At 71.9% G+C, this 17,969-nt stretch carries 17 protein-coding genes, 1 tRNA gene and 1 pseudogene; 14 read left to right on the top strand and 5 right to left on the bottom strand.

Features of this window, described 5'->3' with window-relative positions:
* The first annotated feature begins 85 nt into the window (after window positions 1-85).
* From sucC to OHT76_RS35470, 6 genes and pseudogenes are all read left to right on the top strand, one after another.
* Window positions 86-1,216 carry an ADP-forming succinate--CoA ligase subunit beta gene (sucC, locus tag OHT76_RS35445; protein ID WP_328874946.1) on the top strand — a complete coding sequence of 377 codons (1,131 nt, stop codon included), beginning with the start codon at window positions 86-88 and terminating at the stop codon, window positions 1,214-1,216.
* Window positions 1,217-1,230: 14 nt separating this feature from the next.
* Window positions 1,231-2,115: a succinate--CoA ligase subunit alpha gene (gene sucD, locus OHT76_RS35450; RefSeq protein ID WP_328874947.1), complete on the top strand. Its 885-nt coding sequence runs from the start codon at window positions 1,231-1,233 to the stop codon at window positions 2,113-2,115.
* Between the two features lie 157 nt (window positions 2,116-2,272).
* A complete protein-coding gene (locus tag OHT76_RS35455) occupies window positions 2,273-3,814 on the top strand; it encodes an aldehyde dehydrogenase family protein (RefSeq protein ID WP_328874948.1) in 1,542 nt (513 codons plus the stop codon).
* Between the two features lie 141 nt (window positions 3,815-3,955).
* Window positions 3,956-4,111 carry a hypothetical protein gene (locus OHT76_RS35460; RefSeq protein ID WP_328874949.1) on the top strand — a complete coding sequence of 52 codons (156 nt, stop codon included), beginning with the start codon at window positions 3,956-3,958 and terminating at the stop codon, window positions 4,109-4,111.
* A gap of 149 nt (window positions 4,112-4,260) precedes the next feature.
* A tRNA-Leu gene (locus tag OHT76_RS35465) sits at window positions 4,261-4,345 on the top strand.
* A 74-nt stretch (window positions 4,346-4,419) separates the two neighbouring features.
* Window positions 4,420-4,552: pseudogene (locus tag OHT76_RS35470) on the top strand (aldo/keto reductase); the annotation flags it as partial.
* A 35-nt stretch (window positions 4,553-4,587) separates the two neighbouring features.
* Here OHT76_RS35470 and OHT76_RS35475 read toward each other — a convergent pair.
* From OHT76_RS35475 to OHT76_RS35490, 4 genes are all read right to left on the bottom strand, one after another.
* On the bottom strand, window positions 4,588-5,838 hold the full coding sequence (locus tag OHT76_RS35475; RefSeq protein WP_328874950.1) for a glycosyltransferase family 39 protein: 1,251 nt from the start codon (window positions 5,836-5,838) through the stop codon (window positions 4,588-4,590).
* Entirely contained in the window at window positions 5,835-7,022 is a 1,188-nt protein-coding gene (locus tag OHT76_RS35480) for a glycosyltransferase (RefSeq protein ID WP_443049875.1), read from the bottom strand. Before OHT76_RS35480 ends, OHT76_RS35475 begins: the two co-directional genes overlap by 4 nt.
* A 79-nt stretch (window positions 7,023-7,101) precedes the next feature.
* A complete protein-coding gene (locus tag OHT76_RS35485; protein ID WP_328874951.1) occupies window positions 7,102-7,605 on the bottom strand; it encodes a hypothetical protein in 504 nt (167 codons plus the stop codon).
* 10 nt (window positions 7,606-7,615) lie between these two features.
* Complete coding sequence (locus OHT76_RS35490; protein ID WP_328876707.1) at window positions 7,616-8,122, bottom strand: SigE family RNA polymerase sigma factor; 507 nt, start codon at window positions 8,120-8,122, stop codon at window positions 7,616-7,618.
* A 198-nt stretch (window positions 8,123-8,320) separates the two neighbouring features.
* Between OHT76_RS35490 and OHT76_RS35495 the strand changes: the two genes are divergently transcribed.
* The 4 genes from OHT76_RS35495 to OHT76_RS35510 are packed head-to-tail and all read left to right on the top strand — an operon-like array spanning window position 8,321 to window position 13,345.
* Complete coding sequence (locus OHT76_RS35495; protein WP_328874952.1) at window positions 8,321-8,857, top strand: GNAT family N-acetyltransferase; 537 nt, start codon at window positions 8,321-8,323, stop codon at window positions 8,855-8,857.
* A gap of 7 nt (window positions 8,858-8,864) precedes the next feature.
* Complete coding sequence (locus OHT76_RS35500; protein WP_328874953.1) at window positions 8,865-10,352, top strand: ABC transporter substrate-binding protein; 1,488 nt, start codon at window positions 8,865-8,867, stop codon at window positions 10,350-10,352.
* A gap of 3 nt (window positions 10,353-10,355) precedes the next feature.
* Window positions 10,356-12,116, top strand: a complete 1,761-nt coding sequence (locus OHT76_RS35505; protein WP_328874954.1) for an ABC transporter permease subunit — start codon at window positions 10,356-10,358, stop codon at window positions 12,114-12,116.
* Window positions 12,113-13,345 (top strand): MDR family MFS transporter, encoded by a 1,233-nt coding sequence (locus OHT76_RS35510; RefSeq protein WP_328874955.1) that lies wholly within the window; start codon window positions 12,113-12,115, stop codon window positions 13,343-13,345. Before OHT76_RS35505 ends, OHT76_RS35510 begins: the two co-directional genes overlap by 4 nt.
* Here the strand turns inward: OHT76_RS35510 and OHT76_RS35515 are convergent.
* Window positions 13,300-14,058 carry a CDP-alcohol phosphatidyltransferase family protein gene (locus OHT76_RS35515; protein WP_328874956.1) on the bottom strand — a complete coding sequence of 253 codons (759 nt, stop codon included), beginning with the start codon at window positions 14,056-14,058 and terminating at the stop codon, window positions 13,300-13,302. The genes OHT76_RS35510 and OHT76_RS35515 overlap by 46 nt on opposite strands.
* 107 nt (window positions 14,059-14,165) lie before the next feature.
* On the opposite strand from OHT76_RS35515, the gene OHT76_RS35520 reads away from it, so the two are divergent.
* From OHT76_RS35520 to OHT76_RS35535, 4 genes are all read left to right on the top strand, one after another.
* Entirely contained in the window at window positions 14,166-15,155 is a 990-nt protein-coding gene (locus OHT76_RS35520; RefSeq protein WP_328874957.1) for a zinc-dependent alcohol dehydrogenase, read from the top strand.
* A gap of 109 nt (window positions 15,156-15,264) precedes the next feature.
* Window positions 15,265-15,663 carry a 6-pyruvoyl trahydropterin synthase family protein gene (locus tag OHT76_RS35525; protein WP_328874958.1) on the top strand — a complete coding sequence of 133 codons (399 nt, stop codon included), beginning with the start codon at window positions 15,265-15,267 and terminating at the stop codon, window positions 15,661-15,663.
* Between the two features lie 152 nt (window positions 15,664-15,815).
* A complete protein-coding gene (locus OHT76_RS35530; RefSeq protein ID WP_328876708.1) occupies window positions 15,816-16,967 on the top strand; it encodes a glycosyltransferase family 4 protein in 1,152 nt (383 codons plus the stop codon).
* Window positions 16,964-17,953, top strand: a complete 990-nt coding sequence (locus OHT76_RS35535; RefSeq protein ID WP_328874959.1) for a class I SAM-dependent methyltransferase — start codon at window positions 16,964-16,966, stop codon at window positions 17,951-17,953. Before OHT76_RS35530 ends, OHT76_RS35535 begins: the two co-directional genes overlap by 4 nt.
* Window positions 17,954-17,969: the final 16 nt, after the last annotated feature.

Below are 17,969 nucleotides of genomic sequence, written 5' to 3' on the forward strand. Positions count from 1 at the left end.
CGACGAATACTGTATGAAGCTTGTTATCCCGCATCCGGTGGGTGGTGTCCAGGGGGCGTGCGGCACTTTTGAGTCAGGAGCCGGAATGGACTTGTACGAGCACCAGGCAAGGGAACTCTTCGAGGAACACGGCATCTTGGTGCCGAGAGCCGAGGTGACGGACTCGGCGAAGGAGGCGCGCGAGATCGCTCGCCGGCTCGGCGGACGTGTCGTCGTCAAGGCACAGGTGAAGACGGGCGGGCGCGGCAAGGCAGGCGGAGTCAAGCTCGCCGCGGACCCGGCCGCCGCCGAACTGACGGCCCGCCAGATCCTCGGCATGGACATCAAGGGCCATCTCGTCGGCAAGGTGATGCTGGCCCAACCCGTGGACATCGAGACGGAGTTCTACGTCTCCTACGTCCTCGACCGAGCCGCCGGCCGCTTCCTCGCCATCGCCTCCGCCGAAGGCGGCATGGAGATCGAGGAGGTCGCCGCCAGCAGGCCGGAGGCGGTGGCCCGCGTCCATATCGACCCGGCCGAGGGCGTCACCTCGGCGAAGGCGAGCGAGATCGCCGAGGCGGCCGGGCTCCCGCCACAGACCGTCGACGTCCTGGTACGGCTGTGGGAGGTGCTGGTCCGCGAGGACGCCGTGCTCGTCGAGGTCAACCCGCTCGTCCGTACCCGGCAGGGGCAGATCCTCGCCCTCGACGGCAAGGTCACTCTCGACGACAACGCCGGTTTCCGGCAGGCGCGTTGGGGCGCCGAGGGCGAGGCGCACGACGACCCGCTGGAGGCGGCCGCGGCGGCCAAGGGCCTCAACTACGTCAAGCTCGACGGCGAGGTGGGCATCATCGGCAACGGCGCGGGACTCGTCATGTCGACGCTCGACGTGGTCGCCGGCTGCGGTGCCCGCCCCGCCAACTTCCTCGACATCGGCGGCGGAGCCTCGGCCCAGATCATGGCCGACGGACTGTCCGTGATCCTCTCCGACCCGGCCGTGAAGTCGGTCTTCGTCAATGTCTTCGGCGGCATCACCGCCTGTGACGCGGTCGCCGACGGCATCGTAAAGGCCCTGGACGAGGTGCGGTTGACCAAGCCGCTCGTCGTGCGCCTCGACGGCAACAACGCGGCGCGCGGCCGCGCCATCCTCGACGAGCACGCCCACCCGCTGGTCGAGCAGGCCACCACCATGGACGGCGCCGCCCGTCGAGCCGCCCAACTCGCCACCTCAGCCTAAGGAGACGGGACACCATGGCGATCTACCTCACCAAGGAGAGCAAGGTCCTCGTCCAGGGCATGACCGGCGGCGAGGGCATGAAGCACACCCGGCGCATGCTCGCGGCCGGCACCAACGTCGTCGGCGGCGTCAACCCCCGCAAGGCGGGCCGCACCGTCGACTTCGACGACCGGGCCGTCCCCGTCTTCGGCTCGGTCGGCGAAGGCATGGCGGAGACCGGCGCGGACGTCAGCGTCGTCTTCGTGCCGCCCGCCTTCGCCAAGGCCGCCGTCGTCGAGGCAGCCGACGCCGGCATCGGCCTCGCGGTCGTCATCACCGAGGGCATCCCCGTGCACGACTCCGTCGCCTTCACGGCATACGCGAAGGACAAGGGCACGCGCGTCATCGGCCCCAACTGCCCCGGCCTGATCACCCCAGGGCAGTCCAACGCGGGCATCATCCCCGCCGACATCACCAAGCCGGGCCGTATCGGCCTGGTCTCCAAGTCCGGCACGCTCACCTACCAACTCATGTACGAACTCCGCGACATCGGCTTCTCGACCTGCGTCGGCATCGGCGGTGACCCGGTGATCGGGACCACCCACATCGACTGCCTCGCCGCCTTCCAGGACGACCCCGACACCGAACTCATCGTCGTCATCGGGGAGATCGGCGGCGATGCGGAGGAACGCGCTGCCGCGTACATCCGCGACCACGTCACCAAGCCCGTCGTCGGCTACATCGCCGGATTCACCGCCCCCGAAGGCAAGACCATGGGCCACGCCGGCGCCATCGTCTCCGGCTCCTCCGGTACGGCGGCGGCCAAGAAGGAGGCGCTGGAGGCGGCCGGGGTACGGGTGGGGAGCACGCCGACGGAGACGGCAAGGCTCGTGCTCGCGCGGCTCGAAGAACGGCGGTAGTCCAGCCGGCGCGGCTCGAAGAGCAGCGTCAGTCCACGTCGCGCAGCTCGAAGAGCAGCGGTAGTCCAGCTCAGGCGCCTCGACGAGCAGCCGCAGTCCAGGCGTACCAAACGCTCGCCCCCCGCCCCCGAATGTGCACCGAGAGCGGAGCAACCCCATGCCAACCTCCCTCACCCTCAAATCCGGCACCTCCTGGCCCGACGCCTGGCAGCGGTGTCTCGCCGTCGCCCCCGAGGCCTTCCGGGACGACCGTGTCCTCAACCTCTGGAACGGCACCTGGCAGGCGGACGGCCGTGCGCTGTCCGCCACCAGCCCCCTCGACGGCAGTCCCATCGCGGGCCCGCCCCGCCTGGACCGGGCCACCGCCCACCGGGCCGTACGCGCCTCGCTCGACCAGCACCGCGCCTGGCGGCACATCCCCCTCGACGAGCGCCGCGCCCGGGTCGCGGCCACCCTCGACGCCCTCACCCAGCACCGCGAACTCCTCGCCCTGTTGCTGGTCTGGGAGATCGGCAAGCCCTGGCGGCTCGCGCAGGCGGACGTCGACCGGGCGATCGACGGCGTGCGCTGGTACGTCGACGGCATCGAGCCGATGCTCGCCGGACGGGCCCCGCTGGACGGCCCGGTTTCCAACATCGCGAGCTGGAACTACCCGATGAGCGTGCTCGTTCACGCAGTACTGGTACAGGTATTGGCAGGCAACGCGGTCATCGCCAAGACCCCGACCGACGGCGGCGTTTCCTGTCTCACCCTGGCCTCGGCGCTGGCCGCCCGCGAAGGGATTCCCGTCACCCTCGTCAGCGGCAGTGGGGGCGAGCTGTCCCAGGCGCTGGTGCGGGCGCCCGAGATCGGCTGCGTCTCCTTTGTCGGCGGCCGTGACACCGGCGCCGCGGTGGCAACTGCCGTCGCCGACCTCGGCAAACGACATGTACTCGAACAGGAAGGACTCAACACCTGGGGCATCTGGAACTACACGGACTGGGACGCGCTCAAGGCGGTCGTGCCCAAGCTCTTCGACTACGGCAAACAGCGCTGCACGGCGTACCCGCGCTTCGTCGTCCAACGCACGCTGTTCGACGAGTTCCTGGCGGCGTACCTCCCGGCGGTGCGCACACTCAGGGTCGGCCACCCGCTGGCCGTCGAGCACCCCGACGACCCCTACCCGGCGCTGGACTTCGGTCCGGTGATCAACGCGGCCAAGGCCAAGGAGCTGCACGACCAGGTCGCCGAGGCCGTCGACCGGGGCGCCGTTCCGCTGCACCGCGGCAGCCTGGCCGACGCCCGCTTCCTGCCCGGCCAGGACACCGCGGCGTACGTCCAGCCCGTCACGCTGCTCAATCCGCCGCCGTCCTCGCCGCTGCATCACGCGGAGCCGTTCGGGCCGGTCGACACCATCGTCCTGGTCGACACCGAGGCCGAACTGCTGGCCGCCATGAACGCCTCCAACGGCGCCCTGGTCGCCACGCTGTCCACGGACGACCGGTCGGCCTTCGACCGCCTCGCCCCGCAGATCCGCGCCTTCAAGGTCGGCCACGGCACACCGCGCTCCCGCGGCGACCGCGACGAGCTGTTCGGCGGGTTCGGCGCGTCCTGGCGTGGCGCCTTCGTCGGCGGGGAGCTGCTGGTGCGAGCGGTGACGCGAGGGCCGGCGGGGGAGCGGTTGCCGGGGAACTTCCCGGAGTACCACCTCATGCCGTGAGACCGGAGTACCGCCGTAAGAGAGGGGATGCCGTCCTCATGCCGTAAGAAAGGGAGATGCCGTCGGAGGCGGCCGGAACGCTCGATGATCGGGTCGGGTGATGATCGGGTCTGTGCGGAAGCTGATCGCTACAGTCTGCGCATGGTTCGTGACAAGCCTCTCGCGTCCCCCGACCCACACCCCGGCGCCCGCCAGGACTCCCGTCTCGGCCACCTCCTCTGGCTCGCGCAGGTCAAGCTGGCGTCGAGCTCACGGACGCTGACCTGCGAGGATCACGCCACGAACACCCCAGGGTGAGCACTTCATCGCTCTTGGTGAAACCTTCCGCCGGAGGCTCCGGATGTGCCCCTCAGTCGACGGATATGCAGGTGAAGGGCGCTCCGAAACCTTGGTATTGTTGTCCCTGTCGCCGCGGGGAACACCCCCCGCAAGGCGACAGACACCTAGTCCGGGTGGCGGAATGGCAGACGCGCTAGCTTGAGGTGCTAGTGCCCTTTATCGGGCGTGGGGGTTCAAGTCCCCCCTCGGACACATCCCAGCTTGTGCGGATCGAGGCTCTCCTCGGTCCGCACAAGCTGTTTCTGCGTACGGGCGCCCCGGTCTACGACGTACGCCGCAGCCCGCCCCGTTTCGCCGACGGCAACCTCCAACGGAACCTGGCGATCGTGGCGCACCCGGCGGCAGCGGTACCTGGAGGAGAACCTCGCCGCCCTCGCCGTAGAACGGTCCCCCGACCAGCCTGACCTTCGTCAACGGCTGAGCGCGAGCCTCCTCTACGGCACCCCGAGCTCGAAGAGCACATACCCCGCGTACGACCCGGAGGCCGCCGCCGCGATGCCCAGGGGCCAGCACATCATCAGGGGGCTGAGGCGGCGCAGGGCGAAGGCGAGGGGAAGGAAGAGGGGGAACGCGGGGAGGAGGTAGCGGGAGACGTTGGCGAAGATCTGCTGGCTGCCGAGGATCAGGGCCAGGGTCAGGGCCGTGTAGACCACGAGTGGCGCCGGTGGACGGTGGCGGAAGAGCAGCCCGAGCATCGTGAAGGCGAGCACGACCGTGCCGACGCCGACGACATCCGCGAAGGGGTAGGCGAAGAGATAGTCGAAGTGGCCCACCGGGACGGAGGTGAGGACGTCCAGGGTCTGGTCGCCGTAGTCGAAGGTGTGCGCCCAGGCGCCGTCCTGGAGTTTGAAGTAGCCGCCGTAGTCGCCCATGCGGTGTCCGACCCAGGCCAGGTAGCCGAAGAGGCCGAGCGGTGCGATGGCCAGCGCGAGCAGCGGTCGTACGACGCCCTCCTCCCGTCGATGCCGGTGCAGGGCGAGGGCGACGGCGACGCCCAGGGCCGCGATCAGGGCGCCGGCGGTGGGGCGGTTGAGGCCGGCGAGGAAGGTGAGGAGGCCGGCGGTGAGCCAGTTGCGGATCAGCATGGTGTGACAGGCCCAGGCGGCCAGGGCGACGTAGAGGGAGTCGGAGTAGACCGCCCACTCGACGCCCGAGCCGGGCCATACGGCCCACAGTCCGGCCGCGGCCAGGCCGGTCCGTCGGCCGCCGAAGCGTTCGGCGACCGTGTAGATCCCGAGGGCCGCCGCGAAGGACGCGACGACGGAGACGAACAGGCCGGCGCCGTACGAACCCAGGCCGGTGGCCTCGGAGACCAGGCGCATCAGTGCTGGGTAGAGCGGGAAGAAGGCGGCCGAGTTGCCTTCGATGGTGATCATTCCGGTGGCGCCGGGGACCGGGACGAGTGCCGGGTCGTAGCCGTGCTGCGCGACCTGCTGGTACCACCAGCCGTCCCAAGTGGCGAGCACATCCCAGGGGTGTGCGCCGCCACCGAAGCGGGGGTGCTTCTCGCGGAAGTCGCCCGCGGAGTGCAGCAGGTAGAGGAAGACGGTGAAGCCGATCAGCTTCAGGGTGCCGTAGAGGGCGAGTACGGGGCCGTAGTGTGCGGCGGCCTTGCGCAGCGGGTGCGGTGGCTGGGCCTCGGTGAGGCGGGCGTTCCAGGTCGGTCTGGTGTCGGTGGCGTTCATCGGGCTCCCTTGCGGAACACCCAGGCGCGGAAGAGGAGGAACCGCAGCAGGGTCGCGGTGAGGTTGGCGGCGACGAGTACGGCCAGTTCCGTGCGCGGTGAGGCGTCGGGTGTCGCGAGGTGGAGCGCGGCGAGCGCGCCGGAGCTGAGCGTCAGGCCCAGGACGAAGACCAGCAGGCCGCGGGCCTGATGCCGGAGCGCCCCGTCCCGGCCGCGTACACCGAAGGCAAACCGGCGGTTCGCGGCCGTGTTGGCCACCGCGCACACCAGGAGCGCCAGCGCGTTGGCGGCCTGCGCTCCGGTCGCCGGGCGCAGGGCGGCGTAGAGCAGGAGGTGGGCGAGGGTGCTCAGGGCGCCGACGAGGGCGAAGCGCAGGAGTTGGGGGAGCAGTCCTGGGCGTGTTCCTTCGGAGGGCAGTCTGCCGCGGGCCAGTGACGTGCCGATACGGGCGATTCCGCGCAGGTCGGCGAGGGCGGTGGCGAGGATGTCGACGCGGCTGTCCGGGTCGTCCACCCAGTCGACCGGCACCTCGTGGATGCGCAGCCCGGCCCGTTCGGCGATCACCAGCAGCTCGGTGTCGAAGAACCACTCCTCGTCCCGCACCAACGGCACCAACTGCTCGGCGACATCGCGTCGTACCGCCTTGAACCCGCACTGCGCGTCGGAGAACCCGACGGCCAGGGTGGAGCGGAGCAGGGTGTTGTAGCCGCGGGAGATGAACTCCCGTTTGGGGCCCCGGATCACGCGGGAACCGGGCGCAAGCCGGGTCCCGATGGCGAGATCGGAGTGCCCGGAGATGAGGGGCGCGACGAGCGGGAGCAACGCGGCCAGTTCGGTCGACAGATCGACATCGACGTACGCCAGCACCGGCGCCGACGACCGCGACCAGGCCGCCCGCAAGGCTCGGCCGCGCCCCTTCTCCTCCAGCCGCAGCCACTGTGCCTCCGGCAGCTCGCGGGCGAGGCGAGCGGCGATGGCGGGTGTGGCGTCCGTGCTGGCGTTGTCGGCGACGGTGATGCGGAAGGGGTACGGGAAGCCCGCGCGGAGGTGGGCATGGAGCCGGCGCACGCTGCGTTCGAGCTCCGCCTCCTCGTTGAAGACGGGGACGACGAGGTCGAGAACGAGGGCGCGGGGGTCGACGTCTATGGGGCGCCGTGGTTTGAGCTGCTCCCGTTGCTTTGTCACTGTTCGTCCTTGTCTGTGCTCTGCCGTCGGGCATGCCGAAGCCGGCCGGGGCGGGGTGTTACGGGGGCGCGGGGTGCGGTCAGGGGGTGGTGGCCCCGGACGGCGTGGTGGTCTCTGACGGTTCGGTGGTCTCGGGCGGTGTGGTGGTCTCCGGCGGGGGGCCCGATGCCGATTCCGTGGCCGAGACCGGCGGCGAGGTGGGCTGGGAGGTGTCCGTGGGGGTGGATGTGGTGGTGGCCGTGTCAGTGGATGCGTCGGTGGACGCGGTTGTGGACGCGTCGGTGGACGTCGGCGTCGTGCTCGGCTGATCCGATGTCGGCGTCGAAGTCGGGCCCGGCACCGTGGAGCTGGGCGCGGGAGCCGGAGAGCTGGGCTCGACGTGCTCCGTCCCGCCGGGTCGCAGCAGCAGGGCGAGCGCGAGTACGGCGACCGCGAGCACCGATCCGGCGGCGTTACGGGCGGCACGGAGCCGACGACGGATCCGCACTGCGTCATGGAGTCGCTCCCGCTGCCGGGGCTCGAAGGGGGTGTACTCCTGGGAGGAGCGCATCAACTGCGCGAGCTGCTCTTCGAAGTGGTCCATGGCTCCTCCTTCACCCCACCGGCTCGATGACATCGGACAGGAGTTGCCGCAGCCGGGCGACTCCGCGGGAGGCGTGCGAGCGGGCGGTGCCCACCGGGCAGCCCAACACCTCCGCGACCTGCCGGTCGGGCAGGTCCTGGTAGTAGCGCAGCACCACGGCGGCCCGCTGCTGGGCGGACAACTGCGCGAGCGCGGTTTCGAGCCGTGACCGCTCGGCGACGGCCGCGGACACATCGCCCGGCAGCGCCACCTCGGGCACCTCGTCGACGGGCCGCTCGCCCCACCACCGCCGTCGCGCCGACCGCGCGGCGGCCCGTGCCATGACCTTGCGGACGTATGCCTCGGGCGCCTCCTCGCCGACCTTCGCCCAGACGAACCAGAGCTTGACCAAGGACTCCTGCAGCAGATCCTCGGCACGATGCCGATCCCCTCCGGTGAGCAGGCGTGCGAGATGGAGCAGCCCCGACCACCGGGCCGCCACAAAGCCGTCGAACTCACCGTCCCGAGCCCGCTGCATCCACACGTCCCTGCTGTCGCCGGTCACCTACACCTGTGAGAAGGCCCTGGCACCCCTGTGGCGCTGCACTCGCGACGAGTGATCTGGGCCACATCGCGCCGGAAGTCTGTCGAGGGACGGGACGAGCCCTCGCTCCGGAGTCGCTGTGGGGCGGGTCGGCGGTGATCACCACGTCGCCCTATTGCATATGATGTGCAAGTGCGTGACTACGACATCAGGGCGGCGGGCCCGGACGACATCGGTGGTGCCCGGGCCGTGATGCTCGACACCGTCTACCGCGACTTCGGCAGTGGCTATGTGCCCCGCTGGCACGGGGACATCATCGACCCTGCCGCCGCCTACCTCGCGGCCGACCGGCACACCCTCCTCGTCGCGCTCGACCCCGATGACGGAGACATCGTCGCCACCGCCGCCCTCGACTCCCGAGGCCCCGCTCACCCACCGAACCCGCGTGAGCTTGCCGAGCGGTACCCCTCGGGGGAGACCGCGCAGCTTCGGCGGGTCTATGTGCGGCCTGCGCATCGGCGGCGGGGGCTGGCTCGGCGGCTTGTTCGGGAGTTGGTGGACTTCGCTGTCGCGGACGGGGGGTATCGGGCCGTGTATCTGCATACCGATCCGGCAGTTGAAGGGGCCGAGGCGTTCTGGCGGTCGATCGGGAAGGTCGTGCATGACGAGCGGGGCGAGCCCGGTGGTGGGCAGGGGATCGTTCATTTCGAGATACCGATGGGGCGGTAGAACGACCGTGCGCCGACTGCGTCTGCTTCTTGCCCTCCTGCTCGCTCCCGTGCTCACCGGCTGCTTCGCCTCCTCCGGCAGCGGTTCCGCCGACGACGCCTCCGCCGGCTCACGGCTGCGCGTCGGGCTCGCCTTTCCGCCGGCCGAGAATCTGTCGCCGTACGGCGCCGACGCGACCATCCTCACCCGACTCGGCGTGACCGAGGGGCTGACCTCGCTCGATGCCAATGGCGCCGCCGCTCCCGCGCTGGCCGCTTCCTGGCGGCGGAAGGGGGAGCGTACGTGGGTGTTCAGCCTGCGGGAGGCCACCTTCCAGGACGGCACCGCCGTCACCCCGGCCGCCGTCGCCGCCTCCCTCACGCACGCCACCGAGGCCAAGCCCGCCCCCGCCGCCCTCGCCGGCGTCGGGCTCACCGCCAAGGCCGCCGGTGACACGGACGTACGGATCACCACCGACGATCCCGACCCCGTGCTGCCGCTGCGGCTGTCCAGTCCTTCACTGGCCGTTCTCGCCGCCAAGGCTTACGGCGCCGACGATCGCGTCGATCTCGTCGGTACCGCCACCGGGCCCTTCGAGCTGACCAAGGTCCTGGGCAGCACCGCCGCCACCCTCGACCGGTACGACGACTACTGGGGCGGTCGCGCCCAGGCGCCCGGGATCGACGTCAAGTTCATCCCGGACGGCACCGCCCGTACCAGTGCGCTGCGCACCGGGCAGATCGACCTCGCCGAGGCCGTTCCCGTCGCCCAGGCCGCCTCCCTCGACAAGGGCGTCCGCGAGGCCACCGCCACCACACGGACCACCAGCCTGCTGCTCAACTCCCGGTCCGGGCCCTTCAAGGACGCCGCGCTGCGAGCCGCCGCCCGGCAGGCCGTCGACACCTCCGTGCTCGCCGAGGATGTGTACGAGGGGTACGCCGACGCCGGTGCCGGGATCTACGGGCCCGCCGTCACCTGGGCCGAGGGCAAGCGGCAGCAGCCGGTGGGAAGGGCCGAGGCCGCCGAACCGGACGACAGGAAAATCACCCTCGCCACCTACGACAACCGGCCCGAACTCCCCGAAGTCGCCCAGGTGCTCAAGCAGCAGCTGGAGAAGGCCGGGTTCGACGTCACCCTCGAAGTGCGCGAGTACTCGCGGCTGGAGAGCGACGCCCTCGCGGGGAAGTTCGACGCCTTCGTCCTCGCCCGCAACACCCTCGTCGACACCGGCGACCCCGTGTCCGTGCTCGCGAGCGACTACACCTGCGACGGCGGCTACAACATCGCCCAGCTCTGCGACAAGGACGTCGACCGGGCCGTCGCGAAGGCCGAGGACGCCGTCGACACCGCCGAGCGACAGGACGCCGCGATGGCCGCCGAAGCGGAGATCCTCGGGACCGACGCCGTTGTACCGCTGGTGCATCAGCGGATCATCACCGGCGTCGGCACCTCGGTGCGCGGCGCCCTCCTCGACCCGTACGAGCGCACCCTCGTCGGCATGGGCACCCGGCGCTGAACCGTGCGTCGACAGGCAGGCGCCCTCCTGTGGCGGGCGGGGATCGCGGTCGCCCTGGTGTGCGCCATCGGTGTGCTGCCCTGGGTCTCGCACACCGACCCGGCGCTCACCGTGCTCAAGGCGCGCTCGGCGGACCGCGATCCCACGCCGCAGGCACTGGCGGACATCCGGGACCGGCTCGGCCTCGACGCAGGGCCCGTCCAGCTCCTCCAGCAGTGGGCGGGCGGGCTGTGGCGGGGTGATTTCGGGCGGTCCTGGCTCAGCGGCGGGGAAGTCGCCCCCGAGGTCTTCCAGGCCCTCGGTGTCTCGCTGTTGCTGATGGCGGTCGCTCTGCTCGCAGCCGTCGTCACCGCCGCACTGATCTGCGCCCGCACCCTCCGCCTGGGCGCCCGCCGTCGGCCCGCCGGGGGAACCGGCTCCGCCGTGCTCGCCGCGCTGCCCGAGTTCCTCACCGCCACCGTGCTCGCCACCGTCGTCGGCGTCCAGCTCGGCTGGCTCCCGGCCCTCGGCTGGTACGGGCCCCAGTACACGATCCTGCCCGCGCTCGCCCTCGGCCTGCCCGCCGGAGCCGTGCTCGGCCGCCTCCTCGACGACCTCCTGCCCGGCGCCTTCGCCGAACCCTGGGCGCCGGCCGCCGCCGCCCGCGGACTGCCCCGCCGGGCCGTCGCCCGCCAGGCGCTGCGCCGCAGTCTCCCCGGACTGCTGCCCAATACCGGCCTGTTCGTGGTCGGCCTGACCGGGGGCGCGGTCGCCGTGGAGCAGATCTTCGACATCCCGGGCCTCGGCCGTACGACCCTCCAGGCCGCCCTCGCCCAGGACCTGCCCGTCCTCCAGGCCGGCACCCTCCTGCTCGTGCTGCTCGCCGCGGCCGCCGCCGGACTCGCCCACCTCGGCACCCGCCTGCTCGTCGGCCCCGCCCTCCGCGACGACGCCCTGCCCTCCCTGCATCCGCCGACCCCACCGGCCGGCACCCTCCAACCGCTCCTCTACGCCGCAGCACTCCTCGGCGTCATCGCCCTCGGCCTGCCCCGCGACCCGCTCGCCCTCGACACCGGCGCCCGGCTCCAACCCCCTTCCCTCTCCCACCCGTTCGGCACCGACGCACTCGGCCGTGACCTGCTCGCCCGGGTCGCCCACGGCGCCCTCGACACCCTGCTCCTCGCCCTCGCGATCGGCGCGGTCACGCTCCTCACCGGCGTCCTGCTCGGTCTCGTACCCCGGCTGTCCGGGCCGCTCGTGGACACGGTCACCGCCCTGCCGCCCGTCCTCGTCGCCCTTCTCGTCACGGCCGTGGCCGGCAGCGGAGCCGCCACACCGGCGCTCGCCGTCGCGGCCGTCGCCTGGGCGCCGCTCGCCGCGCACACCTCCGCGCTGCTGCGCCAGGAACGCGCCGCGCTCCACATCACCGCCACCCGCGCGATGGGCGCGAGCCGCGGCTATCTGCTCCGGCACGAACTGCTGCCCGCGATCCTGCCGCCCGTCACCCGCCACGCCCTGCTGCGGCTGCCCGGCATCGCCCTGGCCCTCGCCTCGCTCGCCTTCCTCGGCCTCGGCGCCCAACCGCCGTCCCCCGAGTGGGGCCTGCTCCTCGCCGAGAACCAGCCCTACGCCGAACGCGCCCCCTGGGCCGTCCTCGCCCCCGCCGCCCTCCTCGCCCTGCTCGGCGCCCTGGCGGTGACGGCGGCAGGAGGCATACGCCTGCCCAGGCGCGCCCGCGAAATCCATCAGCCCTCAAGAACAAGGGAGTTGGCGGCACGCCGATGACCCTCACCCTGAACAAGCCGCCCCGGCACACAAGGCTCACCCCGCTCCTGCACCTCCTGATCCTCACTCAACTCGCCTTCAACATCGGCTTCTTCGCCGTCCTCCCCTTCCTCGCCGAACACCTCGGACAGGCCATCGGCATGGCGGGCTGGCTCGTCGGCTTCGTACTCGGGCTGCGGACCTTCAGTCAGCAAGGGCTGTTCGTGGTCGGCGGGGCGCTCGCCGACCGGTACGGCATCCGGCCCGTCGTACTCGCCGGGTGCGTGCTGCGGATCGCCGGGTTCGCCTGGCTGGGGTTCGCCGAGGAGACCTGGGCCGTCATCGGCGCCGTACTCCTGATCGGGTTCGCCGCCGCGCTGTTCTCGCCCGCGGTGGAGTCCGAGGTCGCCCGGCAGGCCGTCGTCCATGAGGAGCAGGGCGGCTCGCGCACCCGTGTGCTCGCGCTGTTCACCGTGGCGGGACAGGCCGGTGCGTTCGTCGGGCCGCTGCTCGGTGCGCTGTTGCTGTCCGTCGACTACCGCACGGTGTGTCTGGGCGGGGCCGGGGTCTTCGTACTCGTTCTCGCCGGACACGCCTGGCTGCTGCCGCAGCACATACCCGGGCGTCAGCGCGTCCAAGTCCGCGGCGGAGTGGGCCCGTTGCTGCGCAACCGGCGCTTTCTCGCGCTGTGCTGTGCGTACGGCGCCTATCTGCTCGCCTACAACCAGCTCTACCTCGCGCTGCCCGCCGAGGTGGAGCGAGTGACCGGCTCGCAGGCGCCGCTCGCCTGGCTGTTCGCGCTGTCCTCGCTGCTGGTGGTGACCGCCCAACTGCCCGTGACCCGCTGGGTGGGGGAGCGGCTCACCCTGCGCCGGTCGATGGGGGCCGGGCTGCTGCTCATCGCGGCCGGATTCGCGGTCGTGGCCGCGGTGCGCTCGGCCGGGCTGCTGCCCGCGGCCGGCTTCGTCGTCCTGCTCACGCTCGGCCAGATGCTCGTGGCGCCGGCCGCGCGGGCGTGGGTGCCGGATCTCGCGGAGGACAACAGGCTCGGCCTCTACACCGGGGCGCTCTCCTCGGTGTCCGGGCTGATCGTGCTGGTCGGCAGTTCGGCGACCGGTGCGCTGCTGAACAGCGGGCTCCCGGTGGCCGTGCCGTGGCTGGTCCTGGCCGCCGTACCGGTGGCGGCGGCGGTGCTGTTGCCGCGTCAGACGGAGACCAGATCCTCCGCCTCCGCCTCGACGACCTCCTGAACCCGCGAGGTCCGCCACAGCCACAGGATGTCCCGCCCGAACGACCACACCAGCGCCGCGAGCGCCGTGGCGACGACGCCGAACTCGACGAGGTGCGGCAGCAGACCCGAGGCGGCCAGCAGCAGGAACACGCCCTGGAGCGCGGCCACCGTCTTGCGGGCCGTGCTCGGCGGCAGCGGGGCGTTCAGCCACGGCCAGAAGCGGGCGGCGGCGACAAAGCCGTAGCGCATACCGCCGATCAGCAGCACCCACGGGCCCTGCGCCATCGAGACGTAGACGCTGAGCACCAGGATCAGAAACGCGTCGACCTCCATGTCGAAGCGGGCGCCCAGCGCGGTCGAGGTGCCGGTGCGGCGGGCGACCTTGCCGTCGACGCCGTCGAGGATCAGGGCAACCGCCGTCAGCCCGACCAGCAGTGTCAGCGGCGGCGGGCTCTGGAAGGAGTCCGCGACCAGCGCGGTGACGCCGCCGACCAGGATGGAGCGGCCCAGGGTGACCCGGTTGGCGGGGCCGAAGGAGCGCAGCCGGGAGCGGTGCAGGGCCCGGGAGAGTACCGCCCAGGTGGCGACGGCGAAGGCGAGTCCGGTCAGCCAGCCCGCGGGCCCCATGCCGATCGCCGTGCCGAGCAGCGCCAGCACCAGGATCTGGACGCCCGCTCCGAGCGCCGTCTCCTGCTGGACCAGCCTCGCGTCGTAAGTGTTGTTCAGGGCCACCGAACATCCTCCGGCCGTGTGACAGAGTCGATCAACGCCGCGTACTGTGCGCGGCCTGTGCACACCTCGGTACGTGAACTACTTCCCGATCGTTCAGGAGGATGCGGATGACGCCACCCGCACGCGCGTTCTGGCTCAGCAGTCCGGGTGAAGGCGAGATCAGGGAGGTCACCCTTCCGGTCCCGTCCGAGGGCGAGGTGCTCGTCCGCGCCCTGTACTCCGGAGTGAGCCGCGGCACCGAGACGCTCGTCTTCCGCGGCGGCGTCCCCGAGAGCCAGCACGCGGCCATGCGGGCGCCGTTCCAGGAGGGCGACTTCCCGGCGCCCGTGAAGTACGGCTACCTCAGCGTCGGAGAGGTCGAGGAAGGCCCGGCGGACCTCGTCGGCAGCACGGTCTTCTGCCTCTACCCGCATCAGACGCGCTACGTCGTCCCGGCCACCGCCGTGACCCGGGTACCCGCGAATGTGCCCGCCGAACGGGCCGTCCTTGCGGGCACGGTCGAGACCGCGGTCAACGCGCTCTGGGACGCGGCGCCCCTGGTCGGCGACCGGATCGCGGTGGTCGGCGGCGGCATGGTCGGTTGCTCGGTGGCCGCGCTTCTGGCCCGCTTCCCCGGCGTACGGGTCCAGTTGGTGGACGCCGATCCGGCGCGGGCGAAGACCGCCGAGGCGCTGGGCGTCGACTTCGCGCTGCCGCAGGACGCTCGCGGGGAGTGCGACCTCGTCGTGCACGCCAGCGCGACGGAGCAGGGCCTCGCCCGGTCACTCGAACTCCTGACCGCCGAGGGTACGGTCGTCGAACTGAGCTGGTACGGCGACCGGCAGGTCAGCCTCCCGCTCGGCGAGGCCTTCCACTCCCGGCGCCTCACCATCCGCAGCAGCCAGGTCGGCACCGTCTCCCCGTCCGGCCGCGCCGGCCGCACCTACGCCGACCGGCTCGCCCTCGCCCTCGAACTCCTCGCCGACCCGGCGCTCGACGCCCTGGTCACGGGGGAAAGCGCGTTCGAGGAGTTGCCGGAGGTGCTGCCGAGGCTCGCGTCGGGGGAGATTCCGGCCCTGTGCCACCGCGTGCGGTACGGGCAAGAGCGCCTGACCTGAGAAAAGAGTGAGAGACGGCTGAACAACGGGAAGCGAAGAGCCGTACTACTCCACATCCCCGGCAACGATCAGCCGGGGAGCAGACGCGCCGCACCTGGAGGGTCGTCCGTTGTTCAGCATCACCGTCCGCGATCACATCATGATCGCCCACAGCTTCCGCGGCGACGTCTTCGGGCCCGCGCAGCGCCTGCACGGAGCGACGTTCCTGGTGGACGCCATGTTCCGGCGCGAACAGCTGGACGAGGACAACATCGTCGTCGACATCGGACTCGCCACCCAGGAACTGGGCGCCGTCGTAGCCGAGTTGAACTACCGCAACCTCGACAACGAACCCGACTTCGCCGGGATCAACACCTCCACGGAGTTCCTGGCCAAGGTCATCGCCGACCGGCTCGCCGAGCGGGTGCACAAGGGGGCGCTCGGCGAGGGCGCCAAGGGTCTCGCCGGTCTCACGGTCACGCTGCACGAGTCGCATGTCGCCTGGGCGAGTTACGAGCGTGCCCTGTGACCGACCTGACCGCCGCGAGGGAGCCGCAGGGGCGCGCCGGTGTTGAGAGGCCGAGCGCGCGGAGGCCCGAAGGGCTGAGCACGGTCGGCCTCTCAACACCGGCAAAGAGCGTCCCGGAGGCGACCGGGCAATCCAGCCCGGACCGGGCGCGGCTGACCTATGTGCCCGTGCAGCACTCCGCCCTCAAGAACGCCGAGATCGTGCCCATGTCCCTGCGCTCCGTGCACTTCGTCATGCCGGGCGGCGTCGACGACCCGGCCATGCCGAGCGGCGGCAACGCCTATGACCGCAGGGTGAGTCTGGACCTGCCCGGCTTCGGCTGGCAGGTCCACAAGCACGCGGTGGCGGGGGAGTGGCCCCGGCCCGGAGAGGCGGCACGGGCGGAACTCGCGCGTACGCTCCGGGAGTTGCCGGACGACACGGTGGTGCTGCTCGACGGTCTCGTCGCGTGCGGGGTGCCCGAGATCGTCGTACCCGAGGCGGAGCGGCTGCGTCTCGCGGTGCTGGTGCATCTTCCGCTGGGTGACGAGACGGGGCTTTCGGCCGACGTGGCCGCGGAGTTGGACGCTCGGGAGCGTGCGGTGCTGCGGGCGGTTCCGGCCGTGATCGCGACCTCCGACTGGGCCGTCCGCCGCCTCGTCTCCCACCACGGCCTCGCCCCCGACCGGGTCCATGTCGCCGCCCCCGGCGCCGACATAGCACCCCTGGCCTCCGGCACCGACGGAGTCTCCCGGCTGCTGTGCGTCGCCGCCGTGACCCCGCGCAAGGGACAGCACCGGCTGGTCGAGGCGCTGGCCGCGGTGACCGACCTGCCGTGGAGCTGCGTCTGCGTGGGTGGACTCGGCCAGGACCCGGAGTATGTGGCCGGACTTCGGGCCCTGATCAGGACGTACGGCCTTGAGGACCGGCTGGTGCTGGCGGGACCGCAGGCCGGCGCCGAACTCGACGCCAGCTATGCCGCGGCCGACCTGATGGTGCTCACGTCCTACGCGGAGACGTACGGCATGGCGGTGACCGAGGCGCTCGCACGCGGCATTCCGGTGCTGGCGACGGACGTCGGCGGTCTGCCCGAGGCGGTCGGACGCGCCCCCGACGGCGGGGTGCCCGGCATCCTCGTCCCGCCGGAGGACCCTGCCGCCCTCGCCGCCGAACTGCGCGGCTGGTTCGGCGAGGCGGACATACGACGCCGGCTGAAGGCGGCCGCTCGGGGCCGCAGGGCCGCCCTCGACGGCTGGGCGACCACGGCCCGCAGCCTGGCCGGAGTACTGGGCCGACTGCCGAACGAACCCAGGAGGGCGGCATGAGGAAGACGGCGGAGACACAGGACACGGGGTGGATTCCGGCGCCGAGGGAGGCGACAGAAGTGGCCGACGATCTCGTCATTCCCGGTGCGGGACCCGCCCCCCGGCCCGGTGAGCGCCCGACGCTCAAGCTGCGCGAGCACGGGCCCGAAGACGCCCCGCGCTACGCCCCCGAGTGGCTGGAGCTGCGTGAAGGGCCCGACGGGGCCGCGCGGGCACCCGAGTTGCTCGATCCACTGCGGATCCGGCTCGCCAATCTGCCCGGCAAGGCCGATGGACTGGTCATCCACGACCTGGGCTGCGGCACCGGCTCGATGGGCCGCTGGCTGGCGCCCCGACTGGACGGCGCCCAGCACTGGATCCTGCACGACCGCGACCCCTACCTGTTGCACTTCGCCGCCGTCGCCTCTCCGCGCGCCGCCGCCGACGGCAGCCGGGTCAGCGTCGAGACCCGCCGTGGCGATATCGCCCGGCTCACCCCGGACGGCTTGTCCGGTGCCTCGCTGGTGACGGCCTCCGCGCTGCTCGACGTCCTCACCCGGGAGGAGATCGAGACCCTCGTCGCCGCCTGCACCGGCGCCGGCTGCCCGGCGCTGCTGACGCTGTCCGTCGCGGGCCGCGTGGAGTTCACCCCGTCCGACCCCCTCGACGACGAGATCGCCGAGGCGTTCAACGCCCACCAGCGGCGCACGGAGCTGCTCGGCCCGGACGCGATCACGGTGGCCTGCGAGGCGTTCTCCGCACGCGGGGCGACGGTACGGGTGCATCCGAGCCCCTGGAAGCTCGGCCCGGCCGACTCCGCGCTCACCGCACAGTGGCTGCGCGGCTGGGTCGGCGCGGCGGTGGAACAGCGCCCGGAGCTGCGCGCCCCTGCCGAACGCTATCTCCGCGAGCGCCTGGCGGCCTGCGAGGCGGGGGAGTTGCGCGTCGTGGTCCACCACAGCGACCTCCTGGCACTGTCCCGCCCGACGGACGGGGCGACGTCATGAGCGCGGAGACGGTGGG

The organism is Streptomyces sp. NBC_00287, from assembly GCF_036173105.1.
Classification (GTDB): domain Bacteria; phylum Actinomycetota; class Actinomycetes; order Streptomycetales; family Streptomycetaceae; genus Streptomyces.

Bases quoted from the DNA above. Each gene is read 5' to 3' on its own strand.
- OHT76_RS35535 (WP_328874959.1), top strand. From the start codon at position 16,964: ATGAGGAAGACGGCGGAGACACAGGACACGGGGTGGATTCCGGCGCCG.
- OHT76_RS35485 (WP_328874951.1), bottom strand. From the start codon at position 7,605: ATGGACCACTTCGAAGAGCAGCTCGCGCAGTTGATGCGCTCCTCCCAG.
- OHT76_RS35475 (WP_328874950.1), bottom strand. From the start codon at position 5,838: ATGAACGCCACCGACACCAGACCGACCTGGAACGCCCGCCTCACCGAG.
- sucD (WP_328874947.1), top strand. From the start codon at position 1,231: ATGGCGATCTACCTCACCAAGGAGAGCAAGGTCCTCGTCCAGGGCATG.
- OHT76_RS35510 (WP_328874955.1), top strand. From the start codon at position 12,113: ATGACCCTCACCCTGAACAAGCCGCCCCGGCACACAAGGCTCACCCCG.
- OHT76_RS35460 (WP_328874949.1), top strand. From the start codon at position 3,956: ATGGTTCGTGACAAGCCTCTCGCGTCCCCCGACCCACACCCCGGCGCC.
- sucC (WP_328874946.1), top strand. From the start codon at position 86: ATGGACTTGTACGAGCACCAGGCAAGGGAACTCTTCGAGGAACACGGC.
- OHT76_RS35490 (WP_328876707.1), bottom strand. From the start codon at position 8,122: ATGCAGCGGGCTCGGGACGGTGAGTTCGACGGCTTTGTGGCGGCCCGG.
- OHT76_RS35455 (WP_328874948.1), top strand. From the start codon at position 2,273: ATGCCAACCTCCCTCACCCTCAAATCCGGCACCTCCTGGCCCGACGCC.
- OHT76_RS35520 (WP_328874957.1), top strand. From the start codon at position 14,166: ATGACGCCACCCGCACGCGCGTTCTGGCTCAGCAGTCCGGGTGAAGGC.